This window comes from Saccharopolyspora endophytica, from assembly GCF_018070075.1.
GTDB classification, from domain to species: domain Bacteria; phylum Actinomycetota; class Actinomycetes; order Mycobacteriales; family Pseudonocardiaceae; genus Saccharopolyspora; species Saccharopolyspora endophytica.
Window position 1 is genome coordinate 398,262 of the sequence record NZ_JAGPXE010000003.1, and the last position, 22,678, is coordinate 420,939.

The 22,678-nt window shown below is 71.9% G+C and carries 21 protein-coding genes; 15 read left to right on the plus strand and 6 right to left on the minus strand.

Annotated features, from left to right (window positions below):
- Positions 1 to 76 precede the first annotated feature (76 nt).
- The 5 genes from selA to KBO27_RS09525 all read left to right on the plus strand — a co-directional run bounded on the left by selA (position 77) and on the right by KBO27_RS09525 (position 5,789).
- Positions 77 to 1,360, plus strand: coding sequence for an L-seryl-tRNA(Sec) selenium transferase (selA, locus tag KBO27_RS09505; RefSeq protein ID WP_210969587.1), 1,284 nt, complete (start codon positions 77 to 79; stop codon positions 1,358 to 1,360).
- 9 nt (positions 1,361 to 1,369) lie between these two features.
- Entirely contained in the window at positions 1,370 to 3,109 is a 1,740-nt protein-coding gene (selB, locus tag KBO27_RS09510; protein ID WP_210969588.1) for a selenocysteine-specific translation elongation factor, read from the plus strand.
- A 64-nt stretch (positions 3,110 to 3,173) separates the two neighbouring features.
- Positions 3,174 to 4,112, plus strand: coding sequence for a non-homologous end joining protein Ku (ku, locus tag KBO27_RS09515; RefSeq protein WP_210969589.1), 939 nt, complete (start codon positions 3,174 to 3,176; stop codon positions 4,110 to 4,112).
- 290 nt (positions 4,113 to 4,402) lie between these two features.
- Positions 4,403 to 5,383 (plus strand): phytoene/squalene synthase family protein, encoded by a 981-nt coding sequence (locus KBO27_RS09520; protein WP_210969590.1) that lies wholly within the window; start codon positions 4,403 to 4,405, stop codon positions 5,381 to 5,383.
- 73 nt (positions 5,384 to 5,456) lie between these two features.
- Positions 5,457 to 5,789, plus strand: coding sequence for a hypothetical protein (locus KBO27_RS09525; RefSeq protein WP_132679732.1), 333 nt, complete (start codon positions 5,457 to 5,459; stop codon positions 5,787 to 5,789).
- Between the two features lie 22 nt (positions 5,790 to 5,811).
- On the opposite strand, the gene KBO27_RS09530 is transcribed toward KBO27_RS09525, so the two are convergent.
- On the minus strand, positions 5,812 to 6,969 hold the full coding sequence (locus KBO27_RS09530) for a S8 family peptidase (protein ID WP_210969592.1): 1,158 nt from the start codon (positions 6,967 to 6,969) through the stop codon (positions 5,812 to 5,814).
- 206 nt (positions 6,970 to 7,175) lie between these two features.
- Between KBO27_RS09530 and KBO27_RS09535 the strand changes: the two genes are divergently transcribed.
- Positions 7,176 to 7,601 (plus strand): universal stress protein, encoded by a 426-nt coding sequence (locus KBO27_RS09535; RefSeq protein ID WP_132679734.1) that lies wholly within the window; start codon positions 7,176 to 7,178, stop codon positions 7,599 to 7,601.
- 232 nt (positions 7,602 to 7,833) lie between these two features.
- Here KBO27_RS09535 and KBO27_RS09540 read toward each other — a convergent pair whose 3' ends face one another.
- Entirely contained in the window at positions 7,834 to 8,595 is a 762-nt protein-coding gene (locus KBO27_RS09540) for an IclR family transcriptional regulator (protein ID WP_210969593.1), read from the minus strand.
- 149 nt (positions 8,596 to 8,744) lie between these two features.
- On the opposite strand from KBO27_RS09540, the gene KBO27_RS09545 reads away from it, so the two are divergent.
- The 5 genes from KBO27_RS09545 (at position 8,745) to KBO27_RS09565 (ending at position 12,847) form a co-directional block, all read left to right on the plus strand.
- Positions 8,745 to 9,671 (plus strand): U32 family peptidase, encoded by a 927-nt coding sequence (locus KBO27_RS09545; protein WP_210969594.1) that lies wholly within the window; start codon positions 8,745 to 8,747, stop codon positions 9,669 to 9,671.
- Positions 9,672 to 9,688: 17 nt separating this feature from the next.
- Positions 9,689 to 11,137: an MFS transporter gene (locus KBO27_RS09550; protein ID WP_210969595.1), complete on the plus strand. Its 1,449-nt coding sequence runs from the start codon at positions 9,689 to 9,691 to the stop codon at positions 11,135 to 11,137.
- 131 nt (positions 11,138 to 11,268) lie between these two features.
- Positions 11,269 to 11,433 (plus strand): hypothetical protein, encoded by a 165-nt coding sequence (locus KBO27_RS09555; protein WP_165939847.1) that lies wholly within the window; start codon positions 11,269 to 11,271, stop codon positions 11,431 to 11,433.
- A gap of 23 nt (positions 11,434 to 11,456) precedes the next feature.
- Positions 11,457 to 11,918, plus strand: coding sequence for a GNAT family N-acetyltransferase (locus KBO27_RS09560; protein WP_307870311.1), 462 nt, complete (start codon positions 11,457 to 11,459; stop codon positions 11,916 to 11,918).
- Positions 11,919 to 11,941: 23 nt separating this feature from the next.
- Positions 11,942 to 12,847: a pseudouridine synthase gene (locus tag KBO27_RS09565; RefSeq protein WP_210969597.1), complete on the plus strand. Its 906-nt coding sequence runs from the start codon at positions 11,942 to 11,944 to the stop codon at positions 12,845 to 12,847.
- Positions 12,848 to 13,188: 341 nt separating this feature from the next.
- Here the strand turns inward: KBO27_RS09565 and KBO27_RS33550 are convergent, their stop codons facing one another.
- The 3 genes from KBO27_RS33550 to KBO27_RS09580 all read right to left on the minus strand — a co-directional run bounded on the left by KBO27_RS33550 (position 13,189) and on the right by KBO27_RS09580 (position 16,520).
- Positions 13,189 to 14,238, minus strand: a complete 1,050-nt coding sequence (locus KBO27_RS33550; protein ID WP_307870312.1) for a cyclase family protein — start codon at positions 14,236 to 14,238, stop codon at positions 13,189 to 13,191.
- Positions 14,189 to 15,529, minus strand: coding sequence for an MFS transporter (locus KBO27_RS09575; RefSeq protein ID WP_210969599.1), 1,341 nt, complete (start codon positions 15,527 to 15,529; stop codon positions 14,189 to 14,191). The genes KBO27_RS33550 and KBO27_RS09575 overlap by 50 nt, the downstream gene beginning before the upstream one ends.
- 97 nt (positions 15,530 to 15,626) lie before the next feature.
- On the minus strand, positions 15,627 to 16,520 hold the full coding sequence (locus KBO27_RS09580; RefSeq protein ID WP_210969820.1) for a LysR family transcriptional regulator: 894 nt from the start codon (positions 16,518 to 16,520) through the stop codon (positions 15,627 to 15,629).
- A 119-nt stretch (positions 16,521 to 16,639) separates the two neighbouring features.
- Between KBO27_RS09580 and KBO27_RS09585 the strand changes: the two genes are divergently transcribed.
- The 4 genes from KBO27_RS09585 to KBO27_RS09600 are packed head-to-tail and all read left to right on the plus strand — an operon-like array spanning position 16,640 to position 21,561.
- Positions 16,640 to 17,578, plus strand: a complete 939-nt coding sequence (locus tag KBO27_RS09585) for a CoA transferase subunit A (RefSeq protein WP_210969600.1) — start codon at positions 16,640 to 16,642, stop codon at positions 17,576 to 17,578.
- 8 nt (positions 17,579 to 17,586) lie between these two features.
- Positions 17,587 to 18,345: a CoA-transferase subunit beta gene (locus tag KBO27_RS09590; protein ID WP_210969601.1), complete on the plus strand. Its 759-nt coding sequence runs from the start codon at positions 17,587 to 17,589 to the stop codon at positions 18,343 to 18,345.
- A 56-nt stretch (positions 18,346 to 18,401) separates the two neighbouring features.
- Positions 18,402 to 19,226 (plus strand): HTD2 family dehydratase, encoded by an 825-nt coding sequence (locus tag KBO27_RS09595; RefSeq protein ID WP_307870313.1) that lies wholly within the window; start codon positions 18,402 to 18,404, stop codon positions 19,224 to 19,226.
- 58 nt (positions 19,227 to 19,284) lie between these two features.
- Positions 19,285 to 21,561 carry a molybdopterin-dependent oxidoreductase gene (locus KBO27_RS09600; RefSeq protein ID WP_210969602.1) on the plus strand — a complete coding sequence of 759 codons (2,277 nt, stop codon included), beginning with the start codon at positions 19,285 to 19,287 and terminating at the stop codon, positions 21,559 to 21,561.
- Positions 21,562 to 21,568: 7 nt separating this feature from the next.
- On the opposite strand, the gene KBO27_RS09605 is transcribed toward KBO27_RS09600, so the two are convergent.
- Positions 21,569 to 22,489, minus strand: a complete 921-nt coding sequence (locus KBO27_RS09605; RefSeq protein WP_210969603.1) for an AEC family transporter — start codon at positions 22,487 to 22,489, stop codon at positions 21,569 to 21,571.
- Between the last annotated feature and the right edge of the window lie 189 nt (positions 22,490 to 22,678).

The window sequence follows — 22,678 nt, forward strand, 5'->3', positions numbered from 1 at the left end:
CTGAAATCCGGGTTCCGCAGCGGACGGCGAGGGGCGTTGGCGGGCGGGGAGGTAGGTGGCTTCCTATGGTGGGGGCATGGGTGATCGGCGGCGTGCTGTTCCGGGGACCGACCGCGTGCTGGCCGATCCGGACGTGGCCGCGGCGGTGGAGCGCCTGGGGCACCAGCTGGTCGTCCGGACCGTCCGGGAGGTCGCGCAGCGGGCGCGGGACGGGTTGCTGGAGCCGGAGGACGTCGTGGCGGAAACGCTTGCCGCGCTGCCCCGTTCGGCCTCCGGGATGCGACCTGTGATCAACGCGACCGGCGTGCTGCTGCACACCAACCTCGGGCGGGCACCGCTGTCGCGCGCGGCGCGCGAGGCGCTCCAGGTGGCGGCGGGCACCACCGACGTGGAACTGGATCTCGACACCGGAGACCGGGGCCGTCGCGGGGCTTCGGCCGTCGAGGCGCTGCTGGACGCCGTGCCCGGAGCCGAGGACGCGCACCTGGTGAACAACGGCGCGGCGGCGCTGGCCCTGGCGGCCACCGCGCTGGCGGCCGACCGGGAGATCGTCCTGGCGCGCGGCGAGATGGTCGAGATCGGCGACGGGTTCCGCATCCCCGACCTGCTCACCTCCACCGGCGCGCGGCTGCGCGAAGTCGGCACGACCAACCGGGTTCGGCTCGACGACTACCGGCAGGCGCTGGGCGACGACACCGGTTTCGCGCTCAAGATCCATCCGTCGAACTTCGTGATCAGCGGTTTCACCGCCGAGGTCGGGGTGGCCGAGCTGCGCGAGCTCGACGTGCCGGTGGTGGCCGACATCGGTTCGGGACTGCTGCGTCCGGACCCAGCGCTGCCCGGAGAACCGGACGCCGCCACGACGCTGGCCGACGGCTCGGACCTGGTCATCGCCAGCGGCGACAAGCTCCTCGGCGGCCCGCAGTGCGGTCTGCTGCTCGGCCGCGCGGACGTCGTGCAGCGGTTGCGCCGCCATCCGCTGGCTCGCGCGCTGCGAGTCGACAAGTTGACCTTGGCCGCGCTGGAGGCCACCGTGCGCGGACCGCGCCCGCCGGTCGCCGAGGCCCTGCGCCGCTCCGGCCTGGCCGAACGCGCTGCGGCGCTGGCGGAGTCGCTGGCGGCGGCCGGGATTCCCGCGGAGGCGGTCGACTCCGGTGCCAGCGTCGGCGGCGGTGGCGCGCCCGGGGTGGTGCTGTCGAGCGCGGCAGTGGCGCTACCCGCGGGGTTCGCCAAGCAGCTGCGGCTCGGCGATCCGCCGGTGATGGCCCGGGTGGAGCGCAACCGGTGCCTGCTGGACCTGTTCGCCCTCGACCCGGACGACGACGAGGCGTTGCGGCGCGCGGTGCTGGCCGCGCACTAGGAGGTGCCCATGCGCGTGGTGGCCACGGCCGGGCACGTCGACCACGGCAAGTCCACGCTGATCCGGCGGCTCACCGGCATGGAACCCGACCGGTGGGCGGAGGAACGCCGCCGGGGCCTGACGCTCGACCTCGGCTTCGCCTGGACGGAGCTGGCCGACGGCTGCTCGGTGGCGTTCGTCGACGTGCCGGGTCACGAGCGGTTCGTGCCGAACATGCTCGCCGGGGTCGGCCCGGTGCCCGCGGTGCTGTTCGTGGTCGCCGCCGACGAGGGCTGGATGCCGCAGTCCGACGAGCATCTCGACGCGCTGCACGCCCTGGGGGTCTCCGACGGGCTGCTGGTCATCACCCGCAGCGACCTCGCCGACCCCCGCCCCGCCCTGGAGCAGGCCCGGCGCCGGCTGCGCGGGACGAGCCTGGAGGAGATCCCCCCGGTTCTGGTCAGCGGCCGCACCGGAGCCGGTTTCGACGACCTCGCCGAGGCCCTGGACGCGATGCTGCACCGGCTTCCTCCCGCCGACGCCGACGCCGACGTGCGGCTGTGGATCGACCGCGCCTTCGTCATCCGAGGCGCGGGCACGGTCGTGACCGGGACGCTGCAGGGCGGCGAAGTGCGCGTCGGCGACCAGCTGGCCATCACCCCGTCCGGGCTGGACGCCCCGGTGCGGGCGCTGCACGCGCTGGGCTCCGCCGAGGAGTCGATCTCCGCGCCCGCGCGGGTGGCGGTGAACCTGCGCGGAGTGGACCTCGACCAGGTCCGCCGCGGCCACGCCCTGATCACCCCGGGCCGCTGGCTGACCACCGACGTCCTCGACGTGCGCCTGCACCCGACGGCGGACGTGCCGCGAGACCTGGTGCTGCACATCGGTTCCGCGGCCGTGCCCGCGCGGGTCCGCCCGCTGGGCACCGACACCGCCAGGCTGACGTTGCGGGAGGCGCTGCCGCTGCGGATCGGTGATCGCGCGCTGCTGCGCGACCCCGGCGGGCACCGGGTGCGCGGCGGGGTCACCGTCCTGGACGTCCGGCCTCCCCCGTTGCGCCGCCGAGGCGCGGCCCGGCTGCGCGCCGACGTCCTCAACGACATGGACGGTTCCCCGGACTGGGCCGACGAGCTGCGACGACGCGGCATCGCGCGGGCCGAAGACCTCGCCGCGATGGGCGCCGCCCCGCCGAGCGCGGGTCCGTGGCTGATGTCCGAGCGGCACCGGTCCGAGCTCGCCGCGAGGCTGCGCGAGGTGTTCGCCGAGCACCGGCGAGCGCACCCGCTGCACGAGGGCATGCCCTCCGGCGCGGGCACCCGCGCGCTGGACCTCCCGGACCCGGCGCTGCTGCCCGGCATCGCCGCCGAAGCGGGCCTGCACCTGGCTGCCGGCCGGATCACCGACGGCACCACGGCCCTGCCCGACCGGGTCGCGCGCGCCGTGGAAGCGGTCCGCAGCGGGCTGCGGGAGCACCCGTTCCGCGCGCCCACCGCCGAGGAGCTGGCCGAACTCGGCATCGGTGATCGCGAGCTCGCCGCCGCCGAGCGCACCGGCGTGCTGCTGCGGCTGGGCCCGGGACTGGCGCTGCTGCCCGACGCCGAGCGCACGGCGCTGCCCCGGCTGGCGGAACTGTCCGAGCCCTTCACCCTCAGCGAGGCCAAGCGGGCGCTGGACACCACGCGCCGCGTCGCGGTTCCCTTGCTGGAGATGCTCGCTCGCCGCGGCCGCACACGCAGGCTCCCGGACGGCACCCACCGCCTGGTGCGCTGAGCGCTGCGATCTTGCGGCCGCCACCGCATCGTGGGAGCAGGCGCCGGGCGATGGGAGGCACACCATGCCGCGCAAGATCTGGACCGGGTCGATCAACTTCGGCCTGGTGACCATTCCGGTCGGGCTGTACGCGGCGACCGAGGACCACACGATCCAGTTCCACCAGTACCAGCGCGGGACCACCGACCGGATCCGCTACAAGCGGGTCAACGAGACCACCGGCGACGAGGTCGGCTACAACGACATCGTCAAGGGGCGCGAGCACGGCGACGGGATCATCACCGTCGAGCAGTCCGAACTCGACGAGATCGCGCCGGGGCGTTCGCGCACCATCGACATCAGCACGTTCGTCGACCTCGGCGAGATCGACCCGGTGCACTTCCAGAAGACCTACTGGCTGGCACCCAACTCCAAGGAGCACTACCGGCCGTACAACCTGCTGCGGAGCGCGATGGAGCAGACCGGGCAAGCCGGGATCGCCACGTTCGTGCTGCGCGGCAAGCAGTACCTCACGGCGGTGCGCGCGGACTCCGACGTGCTGGCGCTGAACACGCTGTACTTCGCCGACGAGATCCGCGACCCGGCCGATCTGGTCGGTGACCAGCCCGAGCAGTCCAAGCCCACGGACAAGGAACTCCAGATGGCCACCACGATCATCGAGTCGATGAGCGGCGAGTGGCAGCCCGAGGAGTACTCCGACACCTACACCGAACGCGTCGAGGAGCTGCTGGCCGAGAAGGCGCGCGGCGGCGAGGTGCAGGCGGCCGAGGCGCCGCCGCAGCCCACCGACGTCATCGACCTCACCGAGGCGTTGCGCCGCAGCGTCGACGAGGCCCGCAAGGGCCGCAAGCCCGCTCCGTCCGAGGACCTCTCGGAGCTCACCAAGGCCGAGCTCGACGACCGCGCCAAGCAGCTGGGCATCAAGGGCCGGTCGAAGATGAAGCGCGCCGAGCTCGAGCAGGCCGTCTCCGAAGCCGGGCAGGGGTCCCGCAGGGCGTCCTGACCACCACCCCACCCGTGGTGGCGGGTGCAACGCCGCAGGTCGTGGGTGCGGACGAAAAAGATCCGCGATCTTGCGTCATGGCCCGCCCCCGGGTCGGTCCCGATCACGTGGGCAGCCTGGTTCTCCGCCCACGGGCGCGCGGGACGCAGAGGGGATTCCGCGTGTGAAAAGCCGCCGGGCGCACCTGCTGTGGATGCGGGTCGTGCCCGGCGGTCCCCGCACGTGACGGGGTTCACCGAGCAGCGCTACCGACGGCACCGGGCCGGGCGCGGTGTGCTGAGATTCAGCGCATGGACGCGGGTGCCTGGTCGGCGGTGGGAGCACGCCGTGAACTCGACTCCGCCGGCGTACCGCCCGCCCTGCACGCCGCCTACCTGCGCTCGCGGGCTCTCAACGCCGAGCACGGGCGCACCTACTTCCTCGCGACCCGCCTGCTGCCGCCGGATCGGCGGCCCGCGGTGCACGCGCTCTACGGCTTCGCGCGCTGGGTCGACGACATCGTCGACGAGCTGGGCGAGGACTCCCCCGCGCTGCGGGCCGAACGGCTCGACCGGCTCGAGGAGCGGCTGCGCCTGGCGCTGAAGTCGGGGACCAGCGACCACCCGGTGCTGGCCGCGCTGGTCGACACCGTGGAGCGCCACCAGGTCGATCCGGTGCTGTTCGAGGACTTCCTGGCCTCGATGCGGATGGACCTCACCGTCACCTCCTACCCCACCCGCACCGACCTGGAGCGCTACATCCACGGCTCGGCCGCGGTCATCGGCTTGCAGCTGCTGCCGGTGCTGGGCACGGTCGGGCCGCCGGCCGAGGCGCGCGAGGCCGCCGCCGCGCTCGGCGTGGCGTTCCAGCTGACGAACTTCCTGCGCGACGTCGGCGAGGACCTGGACCGGGGCCGCGTCTACCTGCCCGCCGACGAGCTGGCGGTGTTCGGCGTGGACCGGGAGCGGCTGCTGCGGTGCCGCGCGCGCGGGCGGGCCGACGGGCCGGTGCGGCGCGCGCTGGCCGACCAGGTGGCGCGGACCCGGGCGCACTACCGGGCCGCCGAGCCGGGGATCGCGCTGCTGGCCCCGGAGTCGCGCCCGTGCGTGCGCACGGCGGCGGTGCTCTACGGGGAGATCCTCGACCACGTGGTCGCCTCCGGCTACGACGTGTTCGCCAGGCGCATCGCCGTGCCCGTCTCGCGCCGGTTGGCCGTGGCCGCGCGCGCGGCCGGTGTGGTGCTGGTCTCGCGAGCGGTGCGCGGAGGCTTGACCTCGGGTCTTCGCGGGTAGTCGAGGGCTGCCCGGCACCAAGGCACCGGGCCGGCTTTCGCCGCCTGCCTGTTCGACACCGGGGAGCCCGATGATGAGCGCACGATCCACGAGTTGGCAGGACGTCAGCGCGACCGCCGACATGATCACCGTCGCCGGTCAGCGCTTGCACGAGGGCACCCGCGCGATCGCGGGCACACCGGCGGAGGCGGCGAGGGCGCGCGATGCGCTGCTGGACCTCAGCGCGGCCAGCGCCCGCCTGGCCCGGCAGCTCGACCTGCTCGCGGCCGACAGCGGCGGTGGCGGTACCGAACCGCCCGACGTGCACGTGGCGCTCGACCAGGCCGCCGCCGCGGCCGAAGACCTCGGCAACTGCACGCGGGCGGCGGCTCGGGCGATCGAGGACGAGCTGGGCGGCGAGCACTGACCCGCCGCCCAGCCTCACCTGGTCAGGGCGCCTGCACGAGCCCGGCGCCGACGTCGGTGGCCGGCAGCGGCAACCGGCGGGCCGACTGGGTCAACCGCGTCCACAGCGCCCGCGCGCGGTCCGGCGACTGCTGCGCGTGCAGCGCGGCGATGCCGGAGACGTGCGGGGTGGCCATGCTGGTGCCGCTGAGCTTGCGGTAGCGCTCGGCGCCGGGCCAGCTGGAGTAGACGTCCACGCCGGGCGCGGCCAGGTCGACCTGCCCGACCTCGTCGACGGTGCCGCACGAGAAGTCGGCGATCTGCATCTGCGAGTCCACCGCTCCCACGGCCATCACCGACGGGCAGTTGGCCGGGTGGCCGACCGGGGCGATGATGCCCGCCGAGCGCTGGCTCTCGTTGCCGGCCGCGGCGATGATCAGCGTCCCGCGCTCCAGCGCGCGACGCGCGACCCGCTCGAACGCCTCCGAGTACGGCGCGCCGGGTTCGGTGGCCGAACCCAGCGACATGGACACGATCGAGCAGCCGTTGGAGATCGCCCACTCGACGCCGGAGAGGATCCCGCTGTCGGTGCCCGATCCGTCGTCGCCGAGGACCTTGCCCGCGTAGATGCTCGCCTCGTGCGCGATGCCGTAGCCGGGTCCGGCCTGCGAGGTGCGCGGACCGCACGCGGTGCCGATGACGTGGGTGCCGTGGCCGTGGCCGTCGTGGGCGCTCTGGCCCTCGACGAACGCGCCGGTGACGATGTCGCGGCCGGCGAAGTCGGGGTGCTGCTCGTCCAGGCCGGTGTCGAGCACGGCCACCCGCACTCCGGCTCCGGTCGCCGCGGCGGCGTCGGCGCGCACCGCCTGAAGTCCCCAGGTGAACTCGCCTTCCGGCGGCGGCGTGGGCTCGCCGATGGCGAAAACTCTGCGCTCGGCCTCGATCCCGGCGATCGGGCCGGTCTCACCCGCCGCGCGCTGCAGGTTGGCGAACTGCTCCTCGTCGGCGTCGATCAGGGCGATTCCGAGCTGGTGCAGCACGATTCCGCCCGCGGAGCTGAACAGCTCGCCCGGTGCCGCGCCCGCCGCGTCGGCGGTGTTGGCGCAGTTGATCCCGGTTAAGCGGGTCACCTCTCGGGTGCCGATGATCGTCGAGTCGTCTTCGAGCAGGACCAGGTATCGCCCGGTCTGGCTGGAGGTCATGTCGCTCCTCGTCGGTAGTTGGCGCGGATGCGCCTCATCGGTAACCGACCGAGATCGACGATCACAACGGATTCCGGGCCCCTAAACCCGTTCGTGTTACCCGATACGGGGATGGCGGGGTCGACACGCCGTGTCAACACCGTCGGACTGGACGCGGATCAGGCTCGCGTACTTCCATGGAGGCAGGGCCAACGCGGGAGGTCGTCATGACGGAGCACGGCAGGATCGTCGTCGGCGTGGACGGATCGGAACCCTCGAAGTGCGCGATGCGCTGGGCGCTCGAACAGGCCAAGCTCACCGGTTCGACGGTGCGCGCGATCAGCGCCTGGGAGTTCCCCGCGTTCTACTCCTGGGAGGGCGGTCCGATGCCGCCCGACGACTTCGAGGACTCCGCCCGGCAATGCCTGGACGACACCGTCGAGGAGTTCAAGCGGGCCACGCCGGAGGTGACCATCGAGCGCGAGCTCGTGCACGGCCACGCCGCGCAGGCCCTCATCGACGCCTCCGCCGAGGCCGACCTGCTCGTCGTGGGCAGCAGGGGCCACGGCAGCTTCTACGGCGCTCTGCTGGGCTCGGTGAGCCAGCGCTCCGCGTTGCACTCGAAGTGCCCGGTGGTCATCGTCCGGCGCTAGAGATCGTTTCTGCGGTTGGTTTGCTTGGCGGTGCCAGCAGCGGAAACCCCCGAAGGGGAAAGCACAGCGCCTTCGCGGACTCCGTGCGCCGCTCCTGATGTATTCCACTTACCCCAGGAGGGGACATCGGCTTCCCGGCGTACTCGCCACGAAGGCGCTGAAGCACCCGCGGCGGTGCGAGTTGAGTCCCGCACCTGAAACAGCGGTTCCGCCGCAACCCCCGAAAACCTGATCAGCCGGTGTGGCCCAGGCGCTCTGAGAGGGCTGCGGCACCGTCCCGGACGAGGTCGCGCAGCGCGGCTTCGGTCTCGTCGTTCCAGCGCAGGATCGGGACCGAGATGCTCATGGCCGCGACGACCTCACCGCTGGTGTCGCGCACCGGTGCCGCCACGCAGGCCACGGAGTCGTTGGACTCGCAGTACTCGCGGGCCACGCCGTCCTCGGCGATCTCGTCGAGCTCTTTGCGCAGCGTCTTGCGGTTGGTGATGCTGTGCTCGGTCATCGCGTCGAGCTTGTGGCCGCTGTAGATCTCGTCGACGTCGGCGCGCGGCAGCGCGGCCAGCAGGGTCTTGCCCAGCGCCGTGCAGTGCGCGGGGAGCCTGCGGCCGACGGCCGAGACCATCCGGACCGGGTGGCTGCTGTCCACCTTGGAGACGTAGAGGACGTCGGCGCCGTCGCGCACGCCCACGTGGACGGTCTCCTGGCAGCGCTCGGCGATCTCCTCCGCGACCAGCTGCCCCTCCCGGGCCAGGTCCAGCCGCTCGGCGTACGCCGACCCCAGCTGGAAGCTGCGCACGCCCAACCGGTACTTGTTGGTGGCGCGCCCGGTGGGCATCAGATAGCCGCGCTCGTTGAGCGTGCCGACCAGCTCGTGCACCGTGGTGCGCGGCAGCCCGAGCTGCGCGGTGATCTCCGGGGCGCTGAGTTCGTCGGCTTCCAGGAACAGTTCGAGGACGTCGAATGCCCGTTCCACGGCCGGTACCGCTCGTGCCAACGCTGGCGCTCCTTCCGCTTCGAGGCCAACCTCGAGTTGACCGATATTTCGAACATCGTACCTGATATCGACGGCGTATTGACCTTCGCTTCGTTCCGACCATACGATTTTACGAACGTTGTTCGGAATATCGAACGGAGATTTCACAGGTGCGCCAGACACGTGACTTCCTGCGATCCCTGGGTCTGCCCACCGACGACACCGCGGCCACCAGCGAGAAGAGATTTCCCGACGGCGCCCAGTACCGAGTGGAGATCCCCAGCACCGAAGGTCCCGAGGTGCTCGACGCGGTGCTCGCCGAGGCTGACGCGCGCGGCGTGCTGGTGCACCGGATCTCCCAAGGCAGCGGCGGCATGCTGCTCACCGACGACGAACTCGCCACCATGGCCTCCACCGCCGCCGGGCGGTCGGTCGAGCTGAGCCTGTTCGCCCGGCCGCTGGCCGGCTGGGACACCAGCGCGATGGCGGTGTCCTCGGGCGGGGCACCGGTGGCCGCGCAGGCGCGCGGCACCGAGCAGCTGGTGCACGTGCTGGAGGACATCCGCCGCACGGCCGAGTCCGGCATCCGGAGCGTGCTCGTCACCGACCTGGGCGTGCTCAAGGTCGCCTCCGCGATGCGCGAGGCCGGTGACCTGCCCGCCGACCTGCAGTTCAAGATCAGCGTCCAGATGGGGCTGGCGAACCCGGCGTCGGTGCGCATCGCCGAGGACCTGGGCGCCGACACCTACAACGTGCCCACCGATCTCAGCCTCGGCCAGCTGGCGGCGATCCGGGCCGCCACGGACCTGCCGCTGGACATCTACGTCGAGGCGCCCGACGACATGGGCGGATTCGTCCGGCACTTCGAGATCGCCGAGATCGTGCGCGTCGCGGCCCCGGTCTACGTGAAGTTCGGGCTGCGCAACGCACCGAACATCTACCCCAGCGGCAGCCACCTCACCCCCACCGCCGTCGCGCTGGGCCGCGAACGGGTGCGTCGTGCGCAGCTGGGCCTCGGGCTGCTCGCGCGCTACTCCCCCGACGCGATCGCCTCCACGCTGCCCGCCGAGGGCCTGGCCGTGCCCGTGTCCGAGTAGCGACCTATCGTCGGCGCGTGTCCACCGCCGTCGCTCTCCGCTCCGGTTCCGGCCGCTGGATCCTGCTGGCCACCATCCTCGGTTCGGGGGTGGCGTTCCTGGACGGTTCCGTGGTCAACGTGGCGCTGCCGGCCATCGGCCGCGACGTCGGCGGCGGGCTGCGCGTCCTGCAGTGGGTGCTGGACGCCTACCTGCTCACCTTGAGCGCGCTGCTGCTGCTCGGCGGCGCGCTGGGCGATCGCTACGGCCGACGCCGCGTGTTCACGATCGGGCTGGTGGTGTTCACCCTCGCCTCGCTGGGCTGCGGGCTGGCGCCCACGGGCGAGGCGCTGATCGTCGCGCGGCTGGCGCAGGGAGTCGGCGGGGCGCTGCTGGTCCCCGGCAGCCTGGCGCTGATCAACGCCTCCATCGACCCGGACGACCGCGGCGAAGCCGTCGGCCGCTGGGCCGGGCTGACCGGCGTGTCCTCGGCGATCGGGCCGTTCGTGGGCGGGTGGCTCGTCGACACCGCGTCCTGGCGGTGGGTGTTCTTCATCAACGTGCCGATCGCCGCGGCGGCGATGCTCGCGCTGCGCCACGTCCCCGAGACGCGGGACCCGAACGCGACCGGACGGCTGGACATCGGTGGCGCGGTGGCGGTCACCGTCGGGCTCGCTGGAACGATCTACGCGCTGATCGAGGTCCCGACCGCCGGGTGGGACACCGCGTCCACCACGGCTGCGGTGGTCGGAGTCACCGCGCTCGTGGTGTTCCCGTGGCTGGAAGCACGTCACCCGAGTCCGCTGCTGCCGCTGTCACTGCTGCGGTCCTCGCAGTTCACGGGCGCGAACCTGGTGACGCTGACGGTCTACGCGGCGCTCAGCGGCGCGCTGTTCCTGCTGTCGTTGCAGCTGCAGCAGACGATGGGCTACTCGGCCTTGGAGACGGGCATCGCCACGCTGCCGATCACGATCATCATGCTGCTGCTGTCGGGCCGGGTGGGTGCGCTGGCGCAGCGGACCGGCCCGCGGGTGCCGATGACGGTCGGGCCGTTCGCCTGCGCGGCCGGGTTGTGGCTGCTGACCTGCGCCGAGGCCGGTGCGACCTACCTCGGCGGGGTGCTGCCGGGCGTGCTGGTGTTCGGGCTGGGTCTGTCGATCACCGTCGCTCCGCTGACCGCGGCCGTGCTGGGCTCGGTCGGGCCGGAGCGGGGCGGCGTCGCCTCGGGGGTCAACAACGCGGTGTCACGCCTGGCCGGTTTGCTGGCGGTGGCGGTGCTGCCGGTCGTCGCCGGGCTGGCGGGCACCGGAGACGGCGCACCGCTGGGGCCCGGGTTCGCGACCGCGCTGCACATCTCGGCGGTGATGTGCGCCGCTGGTGGGGTGATCGCGGCGCTCACCATCGGCCGCGGGGACCGGGTGGAGACCCCTCCGCTGCCCGGTCTCAACCACGCGTGCCAAGATCCGGCCTGCGAGTGCCGCGACTGATTCGAACTCCTCGTGTCGTGCTCACCCCGCCGAAGCTACGGACGCGCCGATGCGCACCGTAAGGCACAAAGTCACCGTTTCAGCGGCAGTTTTCACCGCACCGCGCAGCGCGGATGTGGTGTGATCGGGTCATGAGACGAGGTCGGCGCGGCCATCCGTGCGAGGTGCCCACCCAGATCGGGTTGTACCGGTGCCCGGAGTGCGGCCAGCAGTGGGAGATCCACGGCATCGAGGGCAATCCGCAGATCCGCAAGGTCAGCCGCGTCGGCTGGTTCCTCGCCAAGCTCCTGGGATGAGGCGCGTGTCCGAGGAGATCCTGGTGAGATCGACCAAGTACGAGGTCTGCCGGGCGTCGTCCGACGACCTGGCCGAGATCGTCGGACTGCTGGTCGACGACGAGCTGGGTTCGGGCCGGGAGTCCGCGGCCGACCTCACCCCGTACCGGGAGGCGTTCGCGGCGATCGAGGCCGATCCCGCGCAGCTGCTGGTCGCGGTGAAGGACTCGGCCGGCGCCGTGGTCGGCACCCTGCAGCTGACGTTCATCCCGGGGCTGGCCCGCAGAGGCGCGTTGCGCGCCCAGATCGAAGCGGTGCGGGTGCGCTCCGCCGAGCGGAGCCGGGGGCTGGGCGCGGCGCTGTTCGAGTGGGCCCTCGACGAGTCGCGGCGGCGCGGCTGCTCGCTCGTCCAGCTCACCACCGACAAGTCGCGCACCGACGCGCACCGCTTCTACGACCGGCTCGGCTTCACCGCCTCCCACGAGGGCTACAAGATGAACCTGTGACCTCTGGTTATGCTGGCCGGACCATGCGCCGCAAGCTCCGCTCACCGCTGCCCCAGCGCGACGGCCTGGACCCGGTCCGGCTGCACCTGCCCACCGACGGGCGGTGGGCCACCGTCCGGGACTTCCTCGTCGAGCGGATCCCCAAGCTGGCGGCCGACCGCATCGACGAGATGCTGCGCGCGGGCCGGTTCGTCACCCACGACGGCCCGCTGGCACTCGAGTCGCCGTACCGGCCGGGCGGTTTCGTGTGGTTCCACCGCGACGTCGCACCGGAGACGCCGGTGCCGTTCGAGCTGGAGGTCCTGCACCGCGATGAGGAGATCCTGGTCGTGGACAAGCCGCACTTCCTGGCCACCACGCCGCGCGGCGGGCACATCACCGAGACCGCGCTGATCCGCCTGCGCAGGCAGCTGGACCTGCCCGACCTCTCCCCCGCGCACCGCCTGGACCGCGCCACGGCCGGTGTGGTGCTGTTCGTGGTCGACCCGGCGCTGCGCGGCGCGTACCAAACGCTCTTCCACGACCGGCGGGTCGACAAGACCTACGAGGCCATCGCCGGCTACGACCCGGACCTGGCGCTGCCCCGCACGGTCCGCAGCCGGATCATCAAGCACCGCGGCGTGCTGGCCGCCGTCGAGGAACCGGGCGCCCCGAACGCCGAAACCCGCGTCGAACTCCTCGAACGACGCGGCGACCTGGCCCGCTACCGCCTGCACCCCCGCACCGGCCGCACCCACCAGCTCCGCGTCCACCTCAACTCCCTGGGCCTGCCGATCGTCGGCGACGACCTCTACCCCGAGGTCCGCGCGACGTCCCCGGACAACTTCGACCACCCCCTCCGGCTCCTGGCCCGATCCCTAGAGTTCCCCGACCCCAGAACCGGCGAACCCCGCCACTTCCACTCCCACCGAACCCTCCACTGGCCCTGAGCCCCACCCCCTCATCTAGAGGCGGCACACGGCTCACCCCGGTTCTCGTACCCGGATTACTCCAGTAATCAGGTACCGGATTACGGGAGTAATCCGTGGAAGGGGGCCGCCCGGACGCCTGGTGGTCACCCCTTCCCGGATTTCAGTGGAATTCCGGGTTCCGATTTCCGCTGAAATCCGACGGAGGATTTCCACTGAAATCGGGAAACCCGGTTGGAGACGCGACCACCTGCACCGAACTCGACACCCATCCGGGGGGACGGGTTACCGGGATGTTCGGGCCTGGGGTGGGACTCGGCAGGGGTCCGCGGGTGGGTGGGGGTGGACGTGCTCCGGGTGGGTCAGAGGGTGGCGATGGGGGTGGTCGGGGAACCGACCGCTCCTGGGAGGTTGAGGGGTGGGGCCGTGAGGAGGAAGCGGGAGCGGCCGAGGCGGTGGAGGTCGTCGGCCAGGGGTGTGAGGTGCCAGAGCTCGCCGAGGTGCACGCCGAGCTTGAACAGGCAGTGGTGGTGCAGCGGCAGCGCGGGTGCCGGAGGGTCGGCCGGGCGTGACGGCAGGTTCTCGACGGCGTAGTTGTCGGCGATCAGCGCGGTCAGCCCGGTGTCGGTGATCCACTGCTGGAGCCGCTCGTCGCGCCCGTCCAGAGCCGCGCACGCGCCGTGCAGGACGTCCGGGTCGGGGTCACCGCCCATCTCGACGAGCCGCTGCGCGAAGCCCGTGTGCAGGCAGACCAGGTCGCCCTCCTCGACCTCGACGCCGTCGGCGGCCATGATCTCGGCGAGGGTGTCGTAACCGACGAGGGTGCGTTCCTCGCCGAGGTGCCTGCGCAGGTCGATGAGCACGCCCCGGCCCTGCGCCCCGGTGCGCGCGAGGTTGTCGATGCCCAGCGCTCCACCGCTGGAGGTGGTGCGCTCGTGCAGGCCGCCGAACCCCGAGTCGTCCAGGTCGGACGGTCCGACGACGTCCTCACCGGCCCGGAACCCGTTGTAGAACACCGGTTCCGCGACTCCGTCGCCGTCGGCGTCGAACAGCGCCCCGGCGTGGGCGAAGGAGTCCCACTGCGTCGAGTACTGCAGGTGCAGCACGGCGAGGTCGTCGCAGAGCACGTCGGTGGCGCCCTCGACCTTGCGGTGCAGCTCGTAGTTGAAGTTGACCTCGCCGAAGCGCCGGGTGGGGCGCAGGACCGGCGGGAACCGGTTGGGGTTCAACCCGTTCCCGCCGGGCAGGGTCAGCGGCAGGCTCAGCGCGCGGGTGATGCCCTCGCGCACCTCGGCCACCGCGGCCCGGACCCGCTGCGGGGTCAGCAGGTTCATCCGGCCCAGCGCGTCGTCGGGGCCGAAGTCACCCCAGTTGGACCCTTCCGGCCGCCGGATCCAGCGTGCTCTGGTCACCTTCGCCTCCCGGGTTGTCGCGTTCGTCATGACTGGGCCGGCGCAGCAGCAACAGCATGCAGCCCAGCGTGAGCAGCACCTGGAACAGCGCGTAGGCGATGACGACGTTGATCGAGCCCGACGCGCTGAGCAGGAACTGGCCCACCACCGGGGTGGTTCCGCCGAGCAGCGTGCCGCAGAGCTGGTAGCACAGCGAGAGCCCGGTGTAGCGCACCTCGGCCGGGAAGCGGCCGGCGAGGATCCCGGCCATCGCCGCGTAGTACAGGCAGTGCGGCACGGTGGCGACCGCGACGCCGACCATGGCCAGCCAGTAGTTCTCCGTGGCGATGAGCAGGAACATCAGCGGCAGCAGCACGACTTCCGGGAGCAGCATGAACGTCACCGCGCGCGACAGGCTGCGCATCTTGGTGGCGATCACGGCCCCGAAGGGCTGCACGAGGATCTGCGCGATGTTGGCGACGAGGATGATCGTCAGGAAGTCGGTCTTGGCGAACCCGAGGTCGCTGGTGGCCCAGGCGAGCGCGAACGTCGACTTGAAGTAGGTGGCCGACAGGCCGATGGTGCAGGCGCCGATGCCCAGGGCAAGCAGTCCTGGGTGCGAGCGGACGACCTCCCACACCGGCAGCTTCGAGTTCTTCTTGGCCTGGATGAGCCGTTCCATCGCCGGGGATTCGGTGACGCGGAGCCGGATGAACAGGCCCACCACGACCAGTGCGGCCGAGGCCAGGAACGGGATGCGCCAGCCCCAGGTGAGCATGTCGGGTTCGGGCAGCTTGCTGATCAGCAGGAAGCAGACGGTGCTGAGCGTGTTGCCAACGGGCGAGCCCTGCTGGGCGAAGGCGCCGTAGAGGATGGACTTGCCCCTGGGCGCGTGCTCGGAGGCGATGAGCACCGAGCCGCCCCACTCGCCGCCGAGCCCGATGCCCTGCACCATCCGGATGCACACCAGCAGGATCGGCGCCCACACCCCGATCTCGGCGTAGCCGGGCAGCAGTCCGATGGCGGTGGTCGCGATGCCCATCATCAGCAGGGTGATGACCAGGGTCTTCTTGCGGCCCAACCGGTCTCCGACGTGGCCGAAGATGATGCCGCCGAGCGGGCGGGCGAGGAAGCCGACCCAGAACGTCGCGAAGGCGACCAGCGTACCCAGGGCACCGTCGAGCTCGGGGAAGAAGACCTTGTCGAAGACCAGCGCGGAGGCGGTGCCGTAGATGTAGAAGTCGAACCATTCGATGGTGGAGCCGATGAAGGCCCCGAACCCGGCACGGTTCGCCGTGCGCGCGCTGCTCATGCGTTCCCCTTTGAACCCGGTGTGATCTCAGCACCGTGGCAGGCCGAACGCGGGAGCGTCCAATACGAAATCGGCGCAGTTTGAGACGCCGCTCAGATCAATCGGGGGTGGGCAGGGCGGTTTCGGCGATGCCGAGGACGGTGTGCAGGGCGGCGTTGGTGTTGTCCTCGCGCCAGGCCAGCGCGGCCCGCAAGCGGGTCGGTCGGCCCGCGAGCTCGCGGTAGACCAGGCCGGTCTGCTGGATGTGCTGGCAGGAGGTCAGCGTCAGCGTGACTCCGACACCGGCGGCCACCAGGGCGAGGATCGTGTAGGAGTCGGGCGCTTCCTGCACCACGCGCGGGGTGAATCCTCCTGCCACGCAGGCCTTGACCAGCGCGTCGCGCAGCGTGGACCCGGCGTTGGAGGGGAAGCTGACGAAGGGTTCGTCGGCGAGCTCGGCGATCGGGACGCGGTCCAGCTCGGCCAGCCGGTGGTCGGTGGGCAGCGCGCAGATGAGCTCTTCGACCTCGATGACGCGGGTGTTCACGCCGGGCTGGTTGACCGGCATCCGGACGAATCCGAGGTCCAGCGTTCCGTCGGCGACCTTGGCCAGGGCGACGTCGGCGTAGGTCTGCCCGCGCATCACCAGTTCCAGGCCCGGGTGGGCGGCGCGCACCGCCCGGGTGAGCACCGGCAGCGCCTCGTGGCTGGAGGCGCCGGCGAACCCGACGGTGACGCGCCCGCGCTCGCCTCGCCCGGCGGCGCGGGCCGCGCCGACGGCGATGTCGACGTCGTCGAGGACGGTGCGCGCGGGTTCGAGGAAGGACTCCCCCGCGTTGGTCAGCCGCACCGACCGCGTGTTGCGCTCGAACAGCCGCACGCCGAGCTCCTTCTCCAGCTGCCTGATCTGCTGGCTCAGCGGCGGCTGGGCCATCTGCAGGCGCTTGGCGGCGCGGCCGAAGTGCAGCTCCTCGGCGACCGCCACGAAGGCGGTCAGGTAGCGCAGCTCCACACCCATCCCCGATCTATTCGACTCAGCTCTGGATCTGACACTAATTCGGTATTGGACCTGTCTCAATCCGGGGTGGCAGGCTGAGGCGCAGGCGAACCGCGCAATCCCTGGGGGCATCGATGTCGCAGGTCGGAAAGTCGGACAAGACCACGTCGATGCGGGATGCCATCGCCGAGTTCGTCACCGACGGCGCCACGGTGTCGCTGGAGGGCTTCACGCACCTGATCCCGACCGCGGCCGGGCACGAGATCATCCGGCAGGGCCGCCGGGACCTCACCATCGCGCGGATGACCGCCGACGTGGTCACCGATCAGCTCATCGCGGGTGACTGCGTGAGCAGGCTGATCTCCTCGTTCGTCGGCAACTCCACGGCCGGTTCGCTCGGCGAGCTGCGGCGGCGGGTCGAGGCGGGCGCGCTGGCCTTCGAGGAGTACAGCCACTACGGCATGATCTGCCGCTACCTGGCCGGCGCCCAGCGGCTGCCGTTCTACCCGCTGCGCTCCTACGCGGGCAGCGACGTCCCCGGAATCAACCCGGGCATCCGCAAGGTCACCTCGCCGTACCCGGCTCCCGACGGCGGCGAGGAGCAGATCTACGTGGTGCCGCCGCTGAACCCGGACGTGACGATCGTGCAGGCGCAGCGCGCGGACCGCTCCGGCAACACCCAGGTCTGGGGCCTGACGGGCATCCAGGCCGAGGCGGTCTACGCCGCGCGCAAGGCGATCGTGGTGGTCGAGGAGGTGGTGGCCGACGAGGTCGTCCGCTCCGACCCGAACCGCACGGTGATCCCCGCGCACGCGGTGGACGCGGTGGTGGAGTGCCCGCGCGGCGCGCACCCGGCGTTCGTGCAGGGCTACTACGACCGCGACGGCGAGTTCTACCGCGAGTGGTCGCGGATCAGCGGTGATCCCGACCGGTTGCGCACGTGGCTGGACGAGTGGGTGCTCGGCACCGCCGACCACTCCGAGTACGTCGCCAAGCTCGGCGAGCAGCGCTGGTCGGACTTGGCCGTGGGCGAGGCGTGGAGCGAGCCGGTCAACTACGGCCGCAGGCTTTGAGGAGGATCATGTCCATCACGTCGTCGGAGCTGCTGGCTTCGGTCGCTTCGCGCGAACTCGCCGGTGCGAGCACGGTTTTCGCCGGGATCGGCCTGCCCACGCTGGCGGTGTCGCTGGCGCAGCGGACGGTGGCGCCGGACGTGGAGATCGTCTACGAGTCCGGTGTCTGCGGCGCCCATCCCGACCAGCTGCCGGAGACGATCGCCGACGCGGTGCTGATTACCGGCTCGGAGGCCGTCCTGCCGATGACCGCGCTGTTCGGCTACGTGCTGCAGGGCGGGCGGATCGACGTCGGCTTCCTGGGAGCCGCGCAGATCGACCGCTTCGGCAACCTCAACTCCTCGGTGATCGGCGACTGGCACTCCCCCGCGGTCCGGTTGCCCGGTTCGGGCGGGGCCATGGAGGTCATGGCCAACTCCGGCGAGGTGTTCGTGGTGATGCGGCGCCACGACCCGCGTTCGTTCACCGCCGAGCTCGACTTCTGCACCTCCCCGGGCCCGGATCGCGCGCTGGCCGACGGGATCCGCCCGCGCGGCAAGGGCGTCACCCGGGTCATCACCGACCTCGGCATCCTCGCGCGCGACGGCGCGGGCGAGGAGCTCCGCCTCGTGGCCACCCACCCGGGTGTCACCGCCGAGCAGGTCCGCGAGGCCACCGGCTGGGACCTCCAGGTCGCCGATGACCTCAGCACCATCACCCCGCCCACCGAGGCCGAGCTCGACACGCTCCGGCACGAGGTGGACCCGGCCCGCGTCTACCTCCGCTGAGCCTTCCGGCATGTTTGGATGACCGGGGCACCTCGAAGATCGACGAGGAGGTTTCGGTGTTGGAGGAGTTTCTGCGGGACTGGCGACCGGAGGCCGTGGTCGAGCACGACTCGATGGGACCGGAGCAGTCGCGGGCGCTGGCCAACGTGCTGGAGGTGCCGGCGCCGGTCGACGAGCTGCCGCCGCTGTGGCACTGGGTGCACTTCCTGTCCTGGCCGCCGCACTCCGAGCTGGGACCCGACGGCCACCCGCTCAACGGCGATTTCCTGCCGCCGGTGCCCGACCGGCGGCGGATGTTCGCGGGCGGGCGGTTGACGATCGTCGAGCCCCTGCGGTTGGGCACCCCCGCCGAGCGGACCACCGAGCTGGGCGGTGTCACGGTCAAGCAGGGCCGTTCGGGCGAGATGGCGTTCGTGACCGAGCGCCGCGAGTTCCGCCAGGACGGACGGGTGCGGATGACCGAGGAGGCCGACTACGTCTACCGCAGCGGCGAGACCGACACCAAGAGCCCGGACCGGTTGCGGCCCACCGACTTCCCGCCCTCCGACGCGCCGTGGCAGCGGCGGTTCGTCGGTGAGCCGACGCGGTTGTTCCGGTTCAGCGCGCTGACGGCCAACACCCACCGCATCCACTACGACGAGCCCTACTGCCGCGAGGTCGAGGCCTATCCGGGGCTGGTGGTGCACGGACCGCTGCTCGTGCTGCTCATGACCGAGCTCGCCCGCGAGCACGGGAGCCTCACCTCGGTGTCCTACCGGCTGCGCCGCCCGGTGTTCTCCGGTGATCCGGTGCTGGTGTGCGGCGACGAGGACGGGGCGATGTCGGTGCGCTCCGATCAGGTCTCCGCCGAGGCGTCGGTGACGTTCTCCGAGCGCCGGTAACATCGGGATCGACCACGAGTTCGCAGGTCGGAGCACCTCCGGCCACGGGAGGAGCCGGATGCCGACCGAGCGCTGGGTGCCGACGACCGCGCATTGGGGCGCCTACGAGGCGACGGCCGACGCCGACGGCGGTGTCCGGGTCCGCCCGCACCCCGACGACCCTGCGCCTTCGCCGCTGCTGGGCAACGTGCCGGGCATCGCGCGGCACGACACGCGCGTGATGCGCCCGGCGATCCGGCGCGGCTGGCTCACCGGCGGGCCGGGGCCGTCCTCGCAGCGCGGCCGGGACGAGTTCGTCGAGGTCGACTGGGACACCGCGCTGGACCTGGTCGCCGCGCAGCTGGACCGGGTGCGGGTCGAGTCGGGCAACGAGGCGATCTTCGGCGGTTCCTACGGCTGGGGCAGCGCCGGCCGGTTCCACCACGCGCAGTCGCAGCTGCACCGGTTCCTCAACACCATCGGCGGCTACACCTCCTCCCGGAACAACTACAGCTTCGGGACCTCGCAGGTCCTGCTGCCGCACGTGGTGGGCAGCTCGGCGGCGGTCCTCGGCTACGCCGACAGCTGGGCGACGGTGCGCGAGCACACCGACCTGATCGTGGCCTTCGGCGGATTGCCGACGAAGAACCTGTCGGTCTCGCCGGGCGGCGTCACCCGGCACACCAGCGCCGCCGCAGCGGCCGATCCCGGGGTCGCGGTGGCCTCGATCAGCCCGCTGACCGACGACGTTCCCGCGGGCGGGCGCTGGTACTCGATCGAGCCCGGCACGGACGTGGCGATGCAGCTCGCCCTGGCACAGGTCCTGCTCGCCGAAGACCTGCACGACACCGACTTCCTCGCCCGCTGCTGCACCGGGTTCGACGTCTTCGCCGGCTACCTGCGGGGCGAGACCGACGGCGTGCCGAAGACACCGGAGTGGGCGGCCCCGATCTGCGGGATCGCGGCCGACGACCTCCGCGAGCTGGCCCGCCGGATGGCCTCCGGGCGGACGCTGGTGACGGTCACCTGGTCGCTGCAGCGCGCCCGGGGCGGCGAGCAGCCGGTGTGGGCGGGGATCGCACTCGCGGCGATGCTGGGTCAGATCGGCTTGCCCGGCGGCGGTTTCGGGCACGGCTACGGTTCGATGGCCGACGTCGGCGACGAGGGGCCGGTGCTGTGGCTGCCGACGCTGCCGCAGGGGCCCAACCCGGTCGGCACGTTCATCCCGGTCGCACGCATCGCCGACATGCTGCTCAACCCGGGAGCGCAGTACGACTACAACGGCCAGCGGCTGACCTACCCCGACATCAGGCTGGTGCACTGGGCGGGCGGCAACCCGTTCCACCACCACCAGGACCTCAACCGGCTGCGTCGCGCGTTCGCCCGGCCCGAAACCGTGGTGGTGCACGAGACGCACTGGACCGCCACCGCCCGGCACGCCGACGTCGTGCTCCCGGCGACCACGACGCTGGAACGCGAAGACCTCGGCGCCGGGCGCCGCGACACCCACCTCACCGCGATGCACCGCGTCCTGGACCCGGTCGGCGAGGCGCGCGACGACTTCAGCATCCTCAGCGGGCTCGCGGAACGGCTCGGGGCGCGGCAGCGCTTCACCGAGGGGCGCAGCGCCCGGGGCTGGCTGGAGCACCTCTACGACCAGTGGCGGGACCAGCTGCGCGCCCAGGGCCACGAGCTCCCGGACTTCGACACCTTCTGGGCGGACGGTGAGCTGCGGCTTCCCGCGATGCCCGAGAACCCGCCGCTGGTGCGGTTCCGCAAGGATCCGGAAGGGGACCCGCTGCACACGCCGAGCGGACGCATCGAGCTGCACTCGGCGAAGGTCGGGTCGTTCGGCTACGACGACTGCCCGGGCCACCCGGTCTGGCTGCCGCAGGTGCGTCGCGGCCCGCTGCACCTGATCGCCAACCAGCCGCCGACCCGGTTGCACGGGCAGGGCGACGTCGGCGCGGTCAGCCGCGAGTCCAAGGTGGCCGGCCGCGAACCGATCACGCTGCACCCCGACGACGCCGCCGCGCGCGGCATCACCGAGGGCTCGGTGGTGCGGGTGTTCAACGACCGGGGCTCGTGCCTGGCCGGTGCCCGCATCAGCGAGCGGGTGCGCCCTGGCGTCGCGGTGCTGCCCACCGGCGCGTGGTTCGACCCGCAGCCCGATCCGCAGCACCCGGGCCAGGAGCTGTGCGCGCACGGCAACCCGAACGTCCTCACCGAGGACGTCCCCGCCTCACGCCTGTCGCAGGGGTGCGCGGGCCAGCGCACGCACGTCGACGTCGAGCCGTTCACCGGCCCGCTGCCCGAGGTCACCGCCCACACCCCGCCGCCCCTGCACCGAGCCTGAACGCGGGTCAGCCCAGCAGGGCCGTGACCGTGACCAGCACCGGGACCGACAGGATCGTGGAGAGCAGGATCGACTCCCGGGCCAGCCGGACGCCGACGTTGTAGCGCGAGGCGTAGACGAACAGGTTCTGCGCGGCGGGCAGCGCGGAGATGACCACCGCCGCGAACAGCGGGGCGCCTTCCATGCCGAACAGCCCCGCGCCGATCGCCCAGGCGATGACCGGGTGCACGAACGACTTCAACCCGACAGACACCAGCACCGGCCACCTCTCGGCCCCGCCCGCCGGGAGCTGCGAGCCGCGCAGCGAGACGCCGAAGGCGAGCAGCACCGTGGGCACCGAGAGGTGCCCGAGCAGCGTCAGCGGTTCGGAGACCGGCCCGGGGATGCGCCAGCCCAGCAGGGACAGCGAGACGCCCAGCAGCGAGCAGATCACGATCGGGTTCTTGAACGGCGCCAGCAGCCGGGACCACACCGAGGTCTTCTCCTCGGCCTGCGCGAAGTCGATGACGGTCAGCCCGATCGGCGTCATCACCAGCAGCTGGAACAGCATCACCGGAGCGACCAGCGTCGCGTCGCCGAGGACGTAGACCGCGACGGGGATGCCCAGGTTGCCGGCGTTGACGTAGCTGGAGCACAGCGCGCCGATGGTGGTGCGCCGGATGTTCCAGCGCCGCCACAGCGCCACCAGCACGAACAGCGCCGCCGCCGCGAACGTGCTCAGCGCGGTGACCAGCAGCGGAGCGGAGAACAGGACGCGCACGTCGGACTCGGAGAGCATCATCAGCAGCAGCGCGGGGGTGCCGACGTAGAAGGAGATCTTGGCGAGCACGTCGCGGCCGTGGTCGCCGAGCACCTCGGTCCGCCCCAGCACGTAACCGACCAGAACGATGGCGCCGATGACGCCGAAGCCCTGGATCACACCCGACACGACGCCTCCACCCCCGGCGCGCGGTCCACTGTGGAGGCGCGCGCGAAGCCATTGCGGTTCCTCAACGCGGTTTTCGGCACTCACCGCGGCGTCATCGCCCGGGCGCCCACCCGTTAGCGATCCTAATCGATCACAACCGGTGGCGCGGTGTCCGAATGGCCACTCTCACACCACGACGCGCTGCGGGGC